This is a genomic window from Gammaproteobacteria bacterium (assembly GCA_003696665.1).
Lineage (GTDB): Bacteria > Pseudomonadota > Gammaproteobacteria > Enterobacterales.
Map to the genome: position 1 here is coordinate 1 of RFGJ01000075.1, position 14,995 is coordinate 14,995.

The window sequence follows — 14,995 nt, forward strand, 5'->3', positions numbered from 1 at the left end:
GGGCCGCTGGGATCAATCGTCTCTCGCTTGGTGTGCAGAGCTTTCAGGACGCATTGCTTGACCGGATCGGGCGCATCCATAGTGGTCTTGAAGCGAGACGGGCCTTTGATATGGCGCGCGAAGCTGGTTTTGACAACATCAACCTCGATTTGATGTTTGGCTTACCGGGGCAAACCGAGAAAACGTTTTTACTCGATTTGCAAACGGCCGTCCGCCTTGGCCCAGAGCACATCTCTTGGTATCAGCTCACCATTGAGCCAAACACACGCTTTGCGGCCAATCCGCCGCCACAGCCGACGGATGATGTGTTGGCGGAATGGACAGAGCAGGGCGCACAATGGCTTGAACGCCATGGGTACGAACGCTACGAAGTGTCTGCTTATGCCACGGCAGGACGGCAATGTGTGCATAACCTGAATTATTGGCAATTTGGAGACTATCTTGGCATTGGCGCAGGCGCACATAGCAAAATTACGCTCGCCGATGAGCAACGCGTTCTGCGCTTGCGCAAAACAAAGCGTCCTGGTAGTTATCTGCAGAAAAAAGAAAAAACGGCAGCGCAATGGACAGTCGAAACGCCAGATTTGATATTTGAATTTATGCTAAATGCCATGCGGCTCAAGGCGGGTGTCGAAGCCAGCCTGTTTACTCGTCATACAGGATTGCCGATAAACGTGATTGCCCCCGTGATGCAAGATCTGATGAACCAGTCGTTGGTGACCGGATGGCCCGAGCGCATTGAATTGACGGCCCATGGTTTTAATCACCTCAATGCGATCTTGGAATTCTTTTTGCCAGACGCATTGGCCAAAAAACAGGCGCAGGTGCCAGTCCAGTGGCTTGATGCCGGTCGCTGAAGCCTAACGAGACGGTTTTCGGCAATAAATCAGGTCATGCACCTGATGGCCAAGCCGTTCGCCCCGTTGCTCGAACTTAGTCAATGGCCGGTAATCCGGTCGAGGCGTGTAGTTGCCAGGGCCCGCAATATTTTCATAATCGGGATGTGCCTCCATGACTTCGAGCATGTGTTCGGCGTAGGGCGTCCAGTCGGTTGCCATGTGTAAGTGACCATTCGGCTTAAGCCGGCTGGCCACGAGATCAGCGAAGGCGGCGTTGACAATGCGCCGTTTGTGGTGGCGCTTCTTTGGCCAAGGATCTGGGAAAAACAGTTGTACCCGTGTGAGGCTGTGTTCGGGGATCATAAATTTGAGCACTTCAAGAGCATCGCCTTCCACCACCCGGAGGTTGTTGAGCTGTAATTTGTCTATGGCGGCTAATGTTGACCCAATGCCCGGACGGTGCACTTCGACGCCGATAAAATTCACCTCGGGTGTGGCTTTTGCTTGCTCGACAAGCGATTGCCCCATGCCAAAGCCAATTTCAAGGATCAATGGCGCCTCACGTCCAAATACGCGCGACCAATCGATCAGTTGTTGGGTTACTTTAAGCCCATATTTGGGAAACAGGGTGTCAAGGGCGCGTTGCTGCGCTTTGGTCAGACGCCCCTGGCGCAGTACAAAACTGCGGATTGTTCGCTTTTGTGTCAATTCGTTTTCAGTCATGGCAACCTCTCGTCTGGCGGGCGCATGATACCGGCGTTTGCGTACAGAATTCAAACGTTAGTGAACAGTGGTATTTTCAACTGCTGTCGCGCGGCTGAGAAATCAAAAGTTCCCTGTTGCCATGAAGATGGAGATATCATGCTCAAATGATATATACCCAATGGCTTGATAAGTACATCACTCAGGGAATTTGGTCGGTTCGGTAAATACCCAATCACGCGCCTTGACTGGTGTGTGGCAACTTATACAGGTCTTTTGGCCTTGGTTGAAGGGCACCAAATCACGGCCGACCCATCGTGCCCAACCCCAGCCGTAACTGTCGGCAAATTTTTCTGTGTCTTTGACCATAAACTCGACATGAACAAAGGCATCAGGGCCGATCGCTGAGGGCCAATGACTAAGTTTTTTATCTTTCCACACGACTTTGGCGATAACGGCACCGTCCGGCCAGGGATTTGTGTGTCCAGAACGTGCCGCTTTCACGGCGATAGGGTTGCCAAGAATCATTCGAATCGTCTTATTGTCATGTCGATGTGAAACCGCGATGGTTTGCCAGCGCTGCCAGCCATCCGGATAGGTGATCCCATTGGAGTTTCTGGGCAATTGGTTGTTCGCGGGCAGTGCCGTCGAGCCGATGAGCATCATGAAAATAAAAAGCCACTGCATTCGTTTCATGTGATGACTTTGTTCTGCCGGTTGTGACGCATCATTCTGAGGTTATAGTAGGTGGGGCGACATAGGCCATTTCCTCATCGCTGTCGGGGTGGCACTTAAGGCAGTTAAGCGAAAAGTTGTTCGATTTGGTTTTGCTATGGGGAAGATGACTTTACGAGCCTGGATAACTGTGCTTTGATCGATGTCAGTCTCCGACAAGCCCCAATGTCAATGATAGAACATTCAGTCGATCCAAATGCGCACGCGGTGGCGGTGCTGATATTGACTTTGCTGGCGCTCTACCTTTTTCGGCGCGATGACGTTCCCTTGGAAACCTCATCTTTGCTGGTGATGGGGCTGTTAGCGACTGGTTTTGCCCTCTTTCCGTATGAGCAATTTCGCGCCACGGAGCTTTTCTTGGGTTTTGGACACGAGGCCCTTGTCACCGTATGTGGTCTGATGATTATCGGTCATGCACTGGTGCGCACCGGGGCACTGGAGCCAGTGGGCATCATGCTGTCACGGTTGTTCCGCCGGTGGCCGACCCTGTCGATTGTGGTGACTTTGATCGTTGCCGCAGGATTGAGTGCATTTGTCAACAATACACCGATTGTGGTGCTGATGTTGCCACTTCTGGCCAGTGTGTGTACACGAATTAAAATGCCGTCGGGTAAGCTTCTGCTTCCCATGGGGCTGGCGACACTGGTTGGTGGAATGACAACGACTATTGGCACGTCGACGAATTTACTCGTGGTCGCAATTTCCCAAGAAATGGGTGGCCCGGTGTTTGGCCTGTTTGATTTTGCAGGCATTGGGGTCTGTGCTGCTCTGGTCGCCATCGCTTATCTGTGGTTGATAGCGCCGCGGTTGCTGCCAAAAGGGCGAGCGGATTTTGCCGAGCAATCGCCCAGATTGTTTACCGCCTATCTGAACATTCCTCCAGACAGCCAGTCTGTCGGTAAGACGCTTGCCGAGCTGATTAACAAAACGGACGGGCGAATGCGTGTCGAGTTTTTGCAGCGAGGTAGTGATACTGCCCTGATGCCGTTGCCTGATACGGTGGTTAAGGCGGGTGACCGCCTGAAAGTGAAAGACACGCCAGAGCGTTTGAAGGAGTTCGAGCGTGCCATCGACGCAGTCTTGTTTTCTGGAAGTAAAAAAGTGGATGAAGATCATCCTCTGCGCACAGACAAGCAGATCATGGCGGAAGTGGCGATCATTCAAGGCTCTGGGCTGATTGGAAGGACATTGCATCAAGCCAGCTTTGCGCAACGTTTTGGTGTGTCTACGGTGGCACTGCATCGTGGTGGTGTGCCGATGGACGTTGGTCGCCGTTCGATTGGTCGCGTGCCTTTACAAGTTGGCGACATATTGCTGGTCCAAGGTACGCCGGAGCAGGTGGAACTGCTCAAGCGTCGGCCTGGACTGCTGGTATTGGACGGCACATTGGAATTGCCCCACACGCGCAAAGCGCCGTTGAGCCTGTTCATTTTGGTGCTAGTGATTGCACTGACGGCGCTCGGATGGCTGCCCATTGCCGTTGCCGCTGTGCTCGGGGTATTGGCATTGCTGTTGACCGATTGCCTCGATTGGCAACAAGCCTCGGCCGCGCTCAGTACACAAGTGATCATGTTGGTGGCGGCATCACTCGCGCTTGGGCAAGCGCTGACGGTCACTGGGGGCGCTGAGTATTTAGCGCATGTCTTCGTCGGTGTTGCGAACTTTTTACCGCCAGGCGGGATCGTGGCCTGTTTGATGCTGCTTTTGGCGTTGCTGACGAATGTCGTGGCCAACAATGCGGCTGCGGTGATTGGCACGCCAATCGCGTTGTCTGTTGCCGCGCAACTGAATTTGCCGCCAGAACCTTTTGTCCTCGCTGTGTTGTTTGGAGCCAACTTAAGCTATGCCACACCGATGGCTTATAAGACAAATCTGTTGGTGATGAACGCCGGTGGTTACAAATTCTCCGACTTTGTGCGTGTCGGTACCCCGTTGATTCTGATCATGTGGACGTTTTTGAGCTGGTTGTTGACCGCAATCTACTTGTCATAATCCATGTTTTCGAGCACACAGATTGAAGCGCTGCAATCTGCACTGGTCAGGTGGCAAAAGCGTCATGGTCGTCACGATCTTCCTTGGCAGCAGCCACGGACACCTTATCGGGTTTGGGTGTCAGAAATCATGCTTCAACAGACGCAGGTGACAAAGGTTTGTGATTATTTTCAGCGTTTTATCGCAAGGTTTCCCAGTGTGAGCGCGCTGGCAGCCGCCAGTGAAGAAGACGTGCTTTCCTATTGGTCGGGGCTCGGTTATTACGCACGAGCCCGCAACTTGCATAGTGCGGCAAGAGAAATTATGAAAGTGCATGACGGTCAATTACCAGACACGCTCGAGGCACTTGTTCAGTTGCCCGGCATTGGTCGTTCCACAGCCGGCGCGATACTGGCTTTGGGACACGGTAAGCGAGGCGTCATTCTGGACGGAAATGTCAAACGTGTTCTCGCACGCCTTTTGGCCCTTGAGCATTGGCCTGGCGACAGGACGATGGAGAAACACTTGTGGCAAGTGGCAGAACAGTTGACACCAAACCACGATGTTGATGCGTTTGTACAGGGCTGGATGGACTTAGGGGCGATGGTATGCCGGAAAGGTCATCCGCAGTGTGATATCTGTCCGTGGTCCCCCTACTGCCGGGCTCGGCAGCGCGGTATCGCTGACCAACTCCCGGTGCCCAGGCCAAAACGATCAAAAAAGGTTGAGCATTGGTATTTGGCGGTGGTACGAAACCAACATGATGAATTGGCCTTGATCAAAAGGCCGCGAACCGGCGTCTGGGGCGGGTTATTTTGTTTTCCCGTGGTCACTAAGGCACAGGCCCAAAGGGTGATTGCGCAAGAGACACATATCTTAACCCACAAGAACTTAGTGTTGCATTTTGTTGAAGTGACTTCGCCGCCACTGGCCGATTGGTCGGTGGCTTGGTACCATGCTGACAAGGCTTTGTCATTGGGGCTGCCAGCCCCGATCAAACGATTTTTACAACGGGAGAGCGAGCAGTGAGTCGAATGGTGTTTTGCAAAAAATTACAAAAGGAGCTGCCAGGTTTGCCATTTGTGCCGTACCCCGGCGAATTGGGACAGAGAATTTACAAAGAAATCTCCATGGAAGCTTGGCAACAATGGCTTAAACATCAAACCATGCTGATTAACGAGAAAAGGTTGAGTCTGGCTGATCCGGAAGCGCGTGCCTATTTGGCCGGTGAAATGGAAAAATTTTTATTCGGCGGTGACTACGACATGCCGGAAGGTTACGTGCCTCCAGACGAGGCCGGACACTGATTGCCATTTTGGCGATGATAAACCCACACGTGTGCAGGCGGGATATTTCTGAACACGGTAGCGACACGGCGTCCAGTTAAGTTCAGCGTTTCAAGTGTTTCTTGTGCCAATGGGTTTTTAAGGCCGTAAGTGTATTGGATGAGTGGTGCGTCGGGCGTGGCCAGGGCGAGTGCCGACGACAGGATTTCGATTTGTAGCGTTGGCGAAAAATTCAGCATAGGCAGGCTTGAGAGTATGCCGTTGACGGCTTGGACCTGATTGTCGCGCAGACAGGCATCAATATTGCGGGCATCGACCTCCAATACATGGGTGCTAGGAAAGCGTTTTCTGACAACACCCGCGAGTTCCGGATTCGCTTCAACCACCCATAGCCGCTCTTCGGCAACGCCCGCGCCAATGATGCCAGACGTGATGGCCCCGGTGCCTGCGCCGAGTTCCAGGTAGTTGCCGCAAGAGGGATTAGGAATTTGTGCTGCCATAGCGTGTGCCAGATATCGAGAACTTGGGACAGCGGTTGCAACATGTTTTGGCGACCGTAGCCAGTTTTTTAGCATGGCCCAAGTGGCCGAAATTGAAGATAAGGCTGAATGACTCACAATGGAATTGTGTTGTTTACGATTGCCCTGATTCTAACCGACCAAACGGGGATGTGATAGTGAATTTCATTACATGGATAGAACGAACAAGGATATGAAACCAAGAAAAACGCCATATAAACAATTGATTACATGAATTTGGCAGGGCTATTTATGTCATATTTAAAGCAGAAATACGCGCAATTTCTAGACACTATTATTAAGGCCAATTCTGTTTGGGTGCTCAAAAGTGCAGAAGGCTACCTGCAGGTGGCATCGGATCGTTTTGCCGAGGTCGAGGTCATCCCATTTTTTTCCGATCAAGCGCATGCCAGTGCCGTGGCAAGCAGCCTTGATGACGAATATGTCCCGGAACAATTATCTTTGACAGAGTGCATTGAAGACTGGTGGCCGTCGATGGAAGCAGACAATGTTTGGGTGGGTGTTGATTTTGATGAAGCGTTGGAAGGCCTCGAAATCGAAGCCTGGCAGGTGCTGGACGACGTCCTGTCTCGACTGCCGGTTGATCGGGATCATTGAGGTTTGTTGGCGCTTTGGTAGGCTTGCCAAAAGCGTTGTCACCTAGGGGAAAATGGATGCGCAGGATTTGGGTTTTGTTGATTGGTGTTACCATAAGCCTTTGCGCAGCGGAGGCGACAACGCTGAACGTGGCTGCGGCATCAGATCTACGGTTCGTGCTGCCGAAAATCATTGCGGCGTGGCAGGCTGAGGTTGGGCCTGTGTCTGTTCGTGTGGCCTATGGATCCTCGGGGCGTTTGTACCGGCAGATTCAGCACGGCGCTCCATTTGATGTATTTTTGTCGGCCGATGAAACTTTTCCAAGGCGCCTTCAACAACAAAATATCGCGGGCCGAACACTTTATCAGTATGCGCGTGGGCGTCTGGTGGTGTATGCGCGCTCTGGCGATTCGAAATGTCTTTCGTTGACTAGATTGGTGGCGTGTGAGGGGCGAATTGTCATTGCCAACCCAGAACACGCCCCTTATGGTATGCGCGCAAGAGAGGCAATGCTGGCGCTCGATGTGTGGGCAAAACTCAAGCCACGTCTAATTTTTGCTGAAAATATTGCTCAGGCTGCGCAGTATGTGGCACGAGGTGAAGTGGCCTATGCCGTGCTGGCGCGATCGCTGGTCAGCTCGCCAATGTTGTCTGATGGTCGATGGCAGGCTGTGCCGGAAAATTCTCATCAGCCTTTACAACAAGCCGGGGTCGTCATTGGCGACGCACCACCTTCACAGGCCGTGTCTTTTATGCAATTTTTGCAAAGCCGACAGGCTCAGACATTATTTGAAAAATTCGGTTTCCAGCCGATTGGAGCGTCAAGCGGTGAGCGATGAATTGCTTTGGCCGGCGGTGCTGCTGACGGGCCAACTGGCGCTGTCCACAACTTTGCTTTTGTTGATCATTTCTGTGCCACTCGCGTGGTGGCTGGTAAAGACCCGTTCCATCTTCCGACCGTGGATCGAGGCGGTCATTGCACTGCCACTGGCGCTGCCGCCCACGGTGCTCGGTTTTTACCTTTTGGTGTTACTGGGGCATCAAGGTTTTATCGGCCAATGGATGACCAGTATTGGTTTGGAGCCATGGGTGTTTCGTTTTCCAGGATTATTGGTCGGTAGTCTATTGTACTCTTTGCCTTTTGCTGTCCACCCATTGCAAACTGCATTTCGCTTGTTCGATATGCGGCTTTTAGAGAGTGCAAAGACGCTAGGGGCAGGGCCCTGGCGGTGTTTCGTTGACGTTGTGTTGCCGCAGACACGTAATGGTTTTCTCACGGCAGCCGTCCTTTCGTTTGCGCATACAGTGGGTGAGTTTGGTGTGGTGCTGATGGTAGGAGGAAATATACCCGGGCAGACCCAAGTACTTTCGACTTTGATTTATGATCGTGTGGAAGCGATGGACTATCAAAGTGCAAATCAAATCGCCATCGGCTTGCTCCTCTTCTCGATAACAATTTTGTGGTGGATTTATGCCAGATTGGGACACCGAGACTGAGAGCCGCATTATCGGTGAATTGATTCACGCGACACATCGGTGGCGATTTGATCACGCGTGGCCATCTGACGGCGTGACTGCAATCATAGGCCCGTCTGGCTGCGGTAAAACCACTTTTTTGCGCATCTGGGCCGGTTTGGCCCCGAATTTCAAAGGACATCTCTTTTGGCGCGGCCAGAAAGTTTCAGCGTCTGCACACAAACGCCGATTTGTCTATGTTCCAAGCGATGGGGCTTTGTTCCCCCATATGACCGTCCATGAGAATATTGCATTCGCCGCTCGGCTCAGTGGCATTGCAGATGAGGCGATCGACGCACTCGTGGAAATGTGCGGTGTGGCGTCGTGGTGGTCAGCCAAGGTGTCAAGTTTATCGAGCGGGCAACGACAGCGGGTGGCGTTGGCACGTGCCCTGGCAGCCAAACCCAGATTATTGCTTCTGGATGAGGCGTTATCCAATATCGATTGGTTTGGACGCCAAAAGCTTTTGCAGGCATTGCGCGCATCGGGTGTGCCTGTCCTGTATGTTACGCACGCGATAGAAGATGTTATGCTCGTTGCAAGTGGTGTTTTGCGATTTCGCGAACAGGCATTACAACCCTATCTGCCGCTTGCACAGTGGCTCGGATCAGGCGATGATGTGCCACTGACAGCCGTGATCGGAGGACGAGTCATTCGGGTTGATGCGCATGGTTTGGCGCATATTGACTGCGAAGACTTTGTGCTCAAGACGGTCACACATCATATGTTGCCAGAGCAAGTGGATGTGCGCATTCGAGCGATGGACGTGGCATTGTCGCTATCACCATTGGCTGATAGCAGCGTCAATAACGTGATACCGGTGACCATTCAATGGCTGTCTAAGCCGCACGGGGCTTATCAGGATGTGCATGTTCAGGCTGGGCGGCATCGGTTGTTCGCGCGACTCACACACTATTCAGTCATGCGGCTTGGCCTGACGGTGGGAAAACAAGTCTTTGCCGCCATTAAGTCTGTTGTGGTCAATTAACTATCGAGCGTCGTAGATGAGTGAGCAAAATCCACAAGCATTTCTGGAACGACAGATTATTTTTTTGATCGAGCGATCCAGTTCGGAAGCAGAAGTGATCGAGGCTCTGTTGGCTTTTCCAAAAGCGTGGGTCATTGCGCATGAGTTGGGACGTGTTGCTCGAGAAACCTCGTTGGCCGAAGCCTTGGCAACTTCAGGACTATTTGCCGAGTTATCGGAAGAAAAGCAAGCGCTTGTCACAGCGACGCAGAAATTAAACAAGGGTTGGCGTGCCTACTTGGCGTTTGTGCAGGCCACAAAATGGCATGGCAAGATGTGTGAATTGATCGAACGTATGCAGCGCCAAGGTGTGCGCCGGTTGGCGGTTTACGGTTTGTTGTGGCTCTTTACGTTTACCATCGTCGCAGGATTCCAATCCTTCGTGGTGGCGCAATCGCTTGAGGGCTCACAAGTGTGGTTGTGGGGCACGATTTTGGCGAGCGCTTTCCCAATGACCATTGCGTATGTTGCCCGACGAAAGCCAAGTCATCGCTTGGCTGCGTGGCTACTCGGCATCACGTCTGGAAAACGTTGTTTGACAAGACTTCGAGATATTGCACGTACTGGCATCGATGGTCAAACCAACGGCCACTTGACTGACGAGGACAAAACGGCGCTGAGAACCGCGATGGCCATTGGAACAGTGTCGGCAGAGCGCCATGCACGTTGCCAGGAACTTCTTGCCCAGGCATGTGAGGTAATGGAACGTGCACAGTTTGGCAGGCGCCTTGTGTTGATTGGGATTTGGTTGATTTGGGTCTGTGCATGGCTTGGGGGACTTGCCAAAAATTTTTAGGACGATGCATCCAAATTTCGCCTGACGTGACTCTAATGGGTGTTCAGTTGATTTGGTGATACACTCGCAAGAGGAGCGTCTAATATGGAAGATATTATTGTCCCTGTTGTCTTTTTTCTTTCTATCGTTGCCATTTTTCTTGGCTGGTTTTTCTTTCGCCATCGCAGTCGAAAGTTGGCTTTAGATACGCTCACTTTGCTGACTGAAAAAGGCCAAACATTGACGCCGGAGCTGATCGAGCAGGTGGTTTCCGGACAACCTGTCATTAAGGATATCGCTGTTCGCGACTTACGTCGTGGTATCTTGCTTGTGGTGAGTGGCATCGGCTTGGGACTGGCCAGTTATTTTGTCACGTTTCCATTTTTGAAACCTGCAGGGCTCGTCGTGATCTTCGTCGGACTCGGTTACGGGTTGAGCGGCTATTGGATGCGAAAAACAGAGCAGGTTTAATTGATGAAGCGGCTGACTGATGAGGCGCTGGTGCTTCGTTGCCAAGCGACGAAGTCGCCAGACGCCTTTTCAGAATTGGTGAAACGTCACCAATCCAATCTACGCCATTTTGTTCGCCGATTAAGTGGTGGCGACCATGCTTTGGCGGATGATGTGGTGCAGGAAGCTTTTTGGGCGGCTTATCGCAACATCCATCAGTTTCGGGCGGAAAGCACTTTCTCGACATGGTTGCACAAGATCGCGTATCACCACTTCTTAACCATGAAGAAACGCTGGCAACCAGTCCCACTTCCCATGCCGCCCGCCCGTTCGCCAATGCAGGATCCGGACAAAGACATTGTGGTCGAGCAGTTAATGCGGCATTTATCGGTCAAAGAGCGATTGGTGATGACGTTGGCTTATGGGGCGGGATTTTCACACGCAGAAATTGCCCAGGTTGCTGAAATGCCCGTTGGTACGGTGAAGTCGATTCAAAGACGTGCAACACAAAAATTGCAGCGTTGGCTGGATGATGCGTCTTGTGCCCCCGGTTTAGAGGAGAAAAATCGATGTCAGAGAAGTTAGCAACACTGCTTTCTTACCATAAACCGCTGGATGGCGCAGAGATGGTTCGCCGTGTGGCGCAGCGCATTCGACGAGCGCAACGCCGACGTCTTGGGTTCCTGATGACGGGTGGTGGCCTCGCGCTCTCCGGGATTGTCGCCGCGACGAGTCAGGCCGATTTGCGCCAGTATCGGTTATTCGGTGTGCTTTTCGATTGGTTGACCGGCATCGATTTTGCCAATCCTGTCGTCTGGGGGAGTGCAGGACTGGCGTTGTGCTTGCTTGGGATGTTGCTGGCGTCAAGACGGACGCTTTAATCGTCCATCTTGCTCTGCAGATAATTGGCAAGCCCTACCTTGTCAATGAGGCCAAGCTGCGTTTCTAGCCAATCAACATGCTCCTCTTCCGAGTTCAGAATGTCTTGCAACAAATCGCGACTGACGAAATCTTTCACCGATTCGCAATAGGCAATGGCCTCACGAAGCAAGGGTATGGCTTGCATCTCGAGTTTCAAGTCACATTCGAGCATTTCTTGTACGTTTTCGCCGATCAAGAGCTTGCCAAGTTTTTGTAAGTTAGGCAGGCCTTCGAGAAAGAGTATTCTCTCGATCAAGGCATCAGCGTGTTTCATTTCGTCAATGGATTCGTGGTATTCGTGCTCGGCGAGCTCTTTCAACCCCCAGTCTTTGTACATCTTGGCATGCAGGAAATACTGGTTGATGGCAATCAGTTCATTGCCGAGCGCCTTATTCAAATACTCAATGACTTTGGCATCCCCCTTCATGATGACCCTCCAAAACTTTTTCGTCCTAATGTTTAGGACAGTATGACACTGAAGCAGAAAGCCGGCAAATTGCCTTGTTTAGGTGGCGGGATGCCAGATTGGAGGATGAGCGGGTCGTTGTGCCTTTTCCGTATGTTCGTCGAGCAGTTCGCGGACAGCGCATGCGCATTGGCCACACTGGGTCGCGACACCTAAATGTTGGCGCAACGCCCGCATGGTATCGGCACCATCTGATATGGCCTTTTTGATTTCTCGGTCGCTTACCGCCTGGCAGACACAAACAATCATGACACTGACCTCCATTGACGAGTAGACGTTAATGCAAATGCGAATGATTGTCAATACTGAAGAAAGGGTTTTGTGTGCTTCAGTTGGGAATGACCGAGGCGGCTCCCTTTGTGCTCATTCATAATTTGAAACAAAATGATAATGTGTTTGGGATGGCAAACATGCGATAGTGTTCGGTGTGTGTGCATGGTATGGGAGGGCATAATGCGTAGTTTATTCAAATGGTTGGGTATCGGTGTGACTTCCGTGGTGGTGCTTGTCATCATTGTCGCCGCATGGGCTTGGTGGGGGCCATTACCGAAATTTGATTGGGCGGTCAATCGGGCGGTGCTTAAGACGATGGTTCAAAGCCCGGAGACACTAAGCCAAATGCGTATCTTGGAACCGCTGGGAATTACGTTTCATCAGGACGAATTGGACGATGAGTCGCCGGAAGCTGGCGACCGGGCAATAGCACAAATGCGCAAGATTATTGCCGAGTTGAAAAGCTACGATCGGGACAAGATGACGGACCAGGAAAAACTGACCTATGACATTGTCATGTGGATGGCTGATCTCATGGAGGAACAGGGAGAGAAGTGGCGCTATTACAATTACCCAGTCAACCAGTTGTTCGGCGTACAAAACAACTTTCCGAGTTTTATGGAGTCCGCCCACCAAATTCACTCGGTGTCTGATGCCGAGGATTACATTGCACGGCTGCGTAAAGTCGGCTGGAAGTTTGACGGTGTGCTCCAAGGACTAAAAATTCGAGAAGAGAAAAACATCATTCCACCGACGTTTATCATCGACAAAGTGCTTGAAGAAATGCGCAACTTTGTCGGGACGGAACCGAAAGAGAATGTTCTTTATACATCCTTTGTCGACAAACTGAACAAAGCAGGCATTTCCGGGGCTGAGCGTGACCAACTGACGTTAGCTGTGCAAAATGCCATTGTCTCCGATGTGTATCCCGCCTATCAGAAGCTCATCGACTATATGCAGGGCTTGCGTGAAAAGAGTACGCCGGATGCTGGTGTATGGAAATTTGCCGACGGAGATGCCTTTTATCGGGCGGCCTTGAAGATGATGACCACGACCGATATGTCGCCGGACGAAATCCATCAGCTGGGTCTGGCTGAGGTGGAGCGGATTCAGGGAGAAATGCGCAAAATTTTGACGGCCGAAGGCTATGATCCGAACGTTCCGGTCGGCACGCTGATGCGCCAGCTCAATGAAGAACCACGTTTTCTTTATCCCGATACTGATGAAGGTCGTGCGCAAATTCTGAGAGATTACAGTGCGATTATTGATGAGGTAAACACCAAATTGTCGCCTTGGTTTGGCGTTCGACCGAAAGCACCGGTGGAAGTTAAGCGAGTCCCTCAATTCAAGGAAAAAACGGCTCCGGGCGCCTATTACGAACCGCCCGCGATGGATGGTTCGCGTCCCGGAACATTTTATGCCAATCTTTATGACATCAAGGCAACGCCTAAATTCAACATGCGCACGCTGGCCTATCACGAGGCGGTGCCGGGCCATCATTTTCAGATTGCCATTGCGCTCGAGCAAAAAGACTTGCCCTTGCTTCGTCGTATGATGCCGATGCCCGCTTTTGCGGAAGGATGGGCGCTTTACGCGGAACGTTTGGCTTGGGAAGCTGGTTTACAGGAAAATCCCTATGACAATTTGGGGCGCTTGCAAGCCGAACTTTTCCGGGCAGTGCGTCTGGTCGTCGATACGGGCATTCATGCAAAACGCTGGACCCGTGAACAAGCCATCGAGTATATGGAGAAGACAACGGGAATGGCGCATTCCGATGTGGTCGCCGAGATTGAGCGTTATATTGTGATGCCAGGACAAGCCTGCGCTTACAAAATTGGGATGATGAAAATACTGGAATTGCGCGAGCGGGCACGTCAAGCCTTGGGCGAGCGTTTTGATATTCGCGCGTTTCACGATTTGATACTAAAAAATGGCGCCATGCCGCTGATGATTTTAGAACGGGTGGTTGATCAGTGGATCGCTGACCAGACAGCGCAAGGCAAAAACGCTGCGTGATTGAGAGACGCGGGTGACTCAATTCGCCCGCGTGTTGATTTTATCAGCTGATGGCTTGTGCTTTTTCAAGCAGTTCCCGCGCATGTTGTCGGGTGGTTTCCGTCATATTGATGCCGCCGAGCATGCGCGCCAGTTCTTCACATCGATGCTGTGCATCTAAATAAATAAACTGGCTGTGCACCTTGTCCGTCTCGACATGTTTGCGGACGAGCAAATGGTGATGACCAAGGCTTGCCACCTGTGGTTGATGCGTGATGCAGATGACTTGTCTGTCTTTGGCCAAGGTACGAAGCATCCTGCCGACCACTTCCGCCGTGGCACCGCCGATGCCGACGTCGATTTCATCAAAGACAATGGTCTGTGCTGGCGAATAACCCAAACAAGATACATAGATGGCGAGTGCGAGTCGCGACAGCTCACCACCCGAGGCAATTTTGGCAAGTGGCTGGGCGGGTGTGTTCGGATGGCTTGAGAACAACAAGGCGACACGATCGGCGCCTGTTGGAGTCAATTGCTGGAGATCAGCGGTGATCTGAAACTCGATGCGCGCATGTTTCATGCCAAGCTCGGAGAGCTTTTCATTGACGGCCATCGCTAACTGTTGCGCCGCGGCTGCGCGTTTTTTCGACAACTGTGCCGCCAATGATTGGCATTTATCGCCCAATGTTTGCACTTGTTTGGCAAGCTGCTCATTATTGGACTCTTCGGCCGTAAGGCGCTCGTGTTCGCTTTGTAGATCGTACCAAAGTGCAGGCAGTTCGGTTTCATGCACTTGGTGCTTTCTTGCCAACGCCACCCACGTCGCCATTCGCGCTTCAACTTCCGCCAGTCGTTCGGGATCGTGTTCAATGTTTTCCGCGTACGCGTTGATCTCGTGGGCAAGATCATGCACTTCTTCTTCCAA

Annotated in this window: 19 protein-coding genes; 13 read left to right on the forward strand and 6 right to left on the reverse strand. The window is 51.9% G+C overall.

The window, feature by feature from the left end; translation table 11 throughout:
• Positions 1 to 857 (forward strand): radical SAM family heme chaperone HemW (gene hemW / locus D6694_02555; GenBank protein RMH47100.1); only part of this gene is annotated, 857 nt, incomplete at its 5' end.
• Positions 858 to 860: 3 nt separating this feature from the next.
• Here the strand turns inward: hemW and trmB are convergent.
• Positions 861 to 1,562 (reverse strand): tRNA (guanosine(46)-N7)-methyltransferase TrmB, encoded by a 702-nt coding sequence (gene trmB, locus D6694_02560; GenBank protein ID RMH47101.1) that lies wholly within the window; start codon positions 1,560 to 1,562, stop codon positions 861 to 863.
• A gap of 177 nt (positions 1,563 to 1,739) precedes the next feature.
• Complete coding sequence (locus D6694_02565; GenBank protein ID RMH47102.1) at positions 1,740 to 2,237, reverse strand: cytochrome P460; 498 nt, start codon at positions 2,235 to 2,237, stop codon at positions 1,740 to 1,742.
• A gap of 204 nt (positions 2,238 to 2,441) precedes the next feature.
• Between D6694_02565 and D6694_02570 the strand changes: the two genes are divergently transcribed.
• Genes D6694_02570 through D6694_02580 form a run of 3 tightly spaced genes read left to right on the forward strand, consistent with a single transcriptional unit; the run spans position 2,442 to position 5,554 of the window.
• Complete coding sequence (locus D6694_02570) at positions 2,442 to 4,268, forward strand: SLC13 family permease (protein ID RMH47103.1); 1,827 nt, start codon at positions 2,442 to 2,444, stop codon at positions 4,266 to 4,268.
• Positions 4,269 to 4,271: 3 nt separating this feature from the next.
• The gene (gene mutY, locus D6694_02575; GenBank protein RMH47104.1) at positions 4,272 to 5,276 is read left to right on the forward strand and encodes an A/G-specific adenine glycosylase; all 1,005 of its coding nucleotides are present in this window, start codon (positions 4,272 to 4,274) and stop codon (positions 5,274 to 5,276) included.
• Positions 5,273 to 5,554 (forward strand): oxidative damage protection protein, encoded by a 282-nt coding sequence (locus D6694_02580; GenBank protein RMH47105.1) that lies wholly within the window; start codon positions 5,273 to 5,275, stop codon positions 5,552 to 5,554. Before mutY ends, D6694_02580 begins: the two co-directional genes overlap by 4 nt.
• Here the strand turns inward: D6694_02580 and D6694_02585 are convergent.
• The gene (locus D6694_02585; protein ID RMH47106.1) at positions 5,524 to 6,033 is read right to left on the reverse strand and encodes a hypothetical protein; all 510 of its coding nucleotides are present in this window, start codon (positions 6,031 to 6,033) and stop codon (positions 5,524 to 5,526) included. The two genes, D6694_02580 and D6694_02585, sit on opposite strands and share 31 nt — an antisense overlap.
• Positions 6,034 to 6,282: 249 nt before the next feature.
• On the opposite strand from D6694_02585, the gene D6694_02590 reads away from it, so the two are divergent.
• From D6694_02590 to D6694_02625, 8 genes are all read left to right on the forward strand, one after another.
• Positions 6,283 to 6,669: a DUF2750 domain-containing protein gene (locus D6694_02590; protein RMH47107.1), complete on the forward strand. Its 387-nt coding sequence runs from the start codon at positions 6,283 to 6,285 to the stop codon at positions 6,667 to 6,669.
• A gap of 56 nt (positions 6,670 to 6,725) precedes the next feature.
• Entirely contained in the window at positions 6,726 to 7,487 is a 762-nt protein-coding gene (gene modA, locus D6694_02595; GenBank protein ID RMH47108.1) for a molybdate ABC transporter substrate-binding protein, read from the forward strand.
• Positions 7,477 to 8,145 carry a molybdate ABC transporter permease subunit gene (modB, locus tag D6694_02600; GenBank protein ID RMH47109.1) on the forward strand — a complete coding sequence of 223 codons (669 nt, stop codon included), beginning with the start codon at positions 7,477 to 7,479 and terminating at the stop codon, positions 8,143 to 8,145. The genes modA and modB overlap by 11 nt, the downstream gene beginning before the upstream one ends.
• Positions 8,120 to 9,151: an ATP-binding cassette domain-containing protein gene (locus D6694_02605; protein ID RMH47110.1), complete on the forward strand. Its 1,032-nt coding sequence runs from the start codon at positions 8,120 to 8,122 to the stop codon at positions 9,149 to 9,151. The genes modB and D6694_02605 overlap by 26 nt, the downstream gene beginning before the upstream one ends.
• A gap of 16 nt (positions 9,152 to 9,167) precedes the next feature.
• Positions 9,168 to 9,986 carry a hypothetical protein gene (locus D6694_02610; protein ID RMH47111.1) on the forward strand — a complete coding sequence of 273 codons (819 nt, stop codon included), beginning with the start codon at positions 9,168 to 9,170 and terminating at the stop codon, positions 9,984 to 9,986.
• Positions 9,987 to 10,070: 84 nt separating this feature from the next.
• Positions 10,071 to 10,436: a hypothetical protein gene (locus tag D6694_02615; GenBank protein ID RMH47112.1), complete on the forward strand. Its 366-nt coding sequence runs from the start codon at positions 10,071 to 10,073 to the stop codon at positions 10,434 to 10,436.
• A 3-nt stretch (positions 10,437 to 10,439) separates the two neighbouring features.
• On the forward strand, positions 10,440 to 11,000 hold the full coding sequence (locus D6694_02620; protein ID RMH47113.1) for an RNA polymerase sigma factor: 561 nt from the start codon (positions 10,440 to 10,442) through the stop codon (positions 10,998 to 11,000).
• Positions 10,985 to 11,296 (forward strand): hypothetical protein, encoded by a 312-nt coding sequence (locus D6694_02625; GenBank protein ID RMH47114.1) that lies wholly within the window; start codon positions 10,985 to 10,987, stop codon positions 11,294 to 11,296. Before D6694_02620 ends, D6694_02625 begins: the two co-directional genes overlap by 16 nt.
• Here the strand turns inward: D6694_02625 and bfr are convergent.
• The gene (bfr, locus tag D6694_02630; GenBank protein ID RMH47115.1) at positions 11,293 to 11,763 is read right to left on the reverse strand and encodes a bacterioferritin; all 471 of its coding nucleotides are present in this window, start codon (positions 11,761 to 11,763) and stop codon (positions 11,293 to 11,295) included. The two genes, D6694_02625 and bfr, sit on opposite strands and share 4 nt — an antisense overlap.
• Before the next feature lie 78 nt (positions 11,764 to 11,841).
• On the reverse strand, positions 11,842 to 12,051 hold the full coding sequence (locus D6694_02635) for a (2Fe-2S)-binding protein (GenBank protein ID RMH47117.1): 210 nt from the start codon (positions 12,049 to 12,051) through the stop codon (positions 11,842 to 11,844).
• Between the two features lie 204 nt (positions 12,052 to 12,255).
• On the opposite strand from D6694_02635, the gene D6694_02640 reads away from it, so the two are divergent.
• Positions 12,256 to 14,091, forward strand: a complete 1,836-nt coding sequence (locus D6694_02640; protein RMH47118.1) for a DUF885 domain-containing protein — start codon at positions 12,256 to 12,258, stop codon at positions 14,089 to 14,091.
• Between the two features lie 43 nt (positions 14,092 to 14,134).
• Here the strand turns inward: D6694_02640 and D6694_02645 are convergent, their stop codons facing one another.
• On the reverse strand, positions 14,135 to 14,995 hold the full coding sequence (locus D6694_02645; GenBank protein RMH47116.1) for a hypothetical protein: 861 nt from the start codon (positions 14,993 to 14,995) through the stop codon (positions 14,135 to 14,137).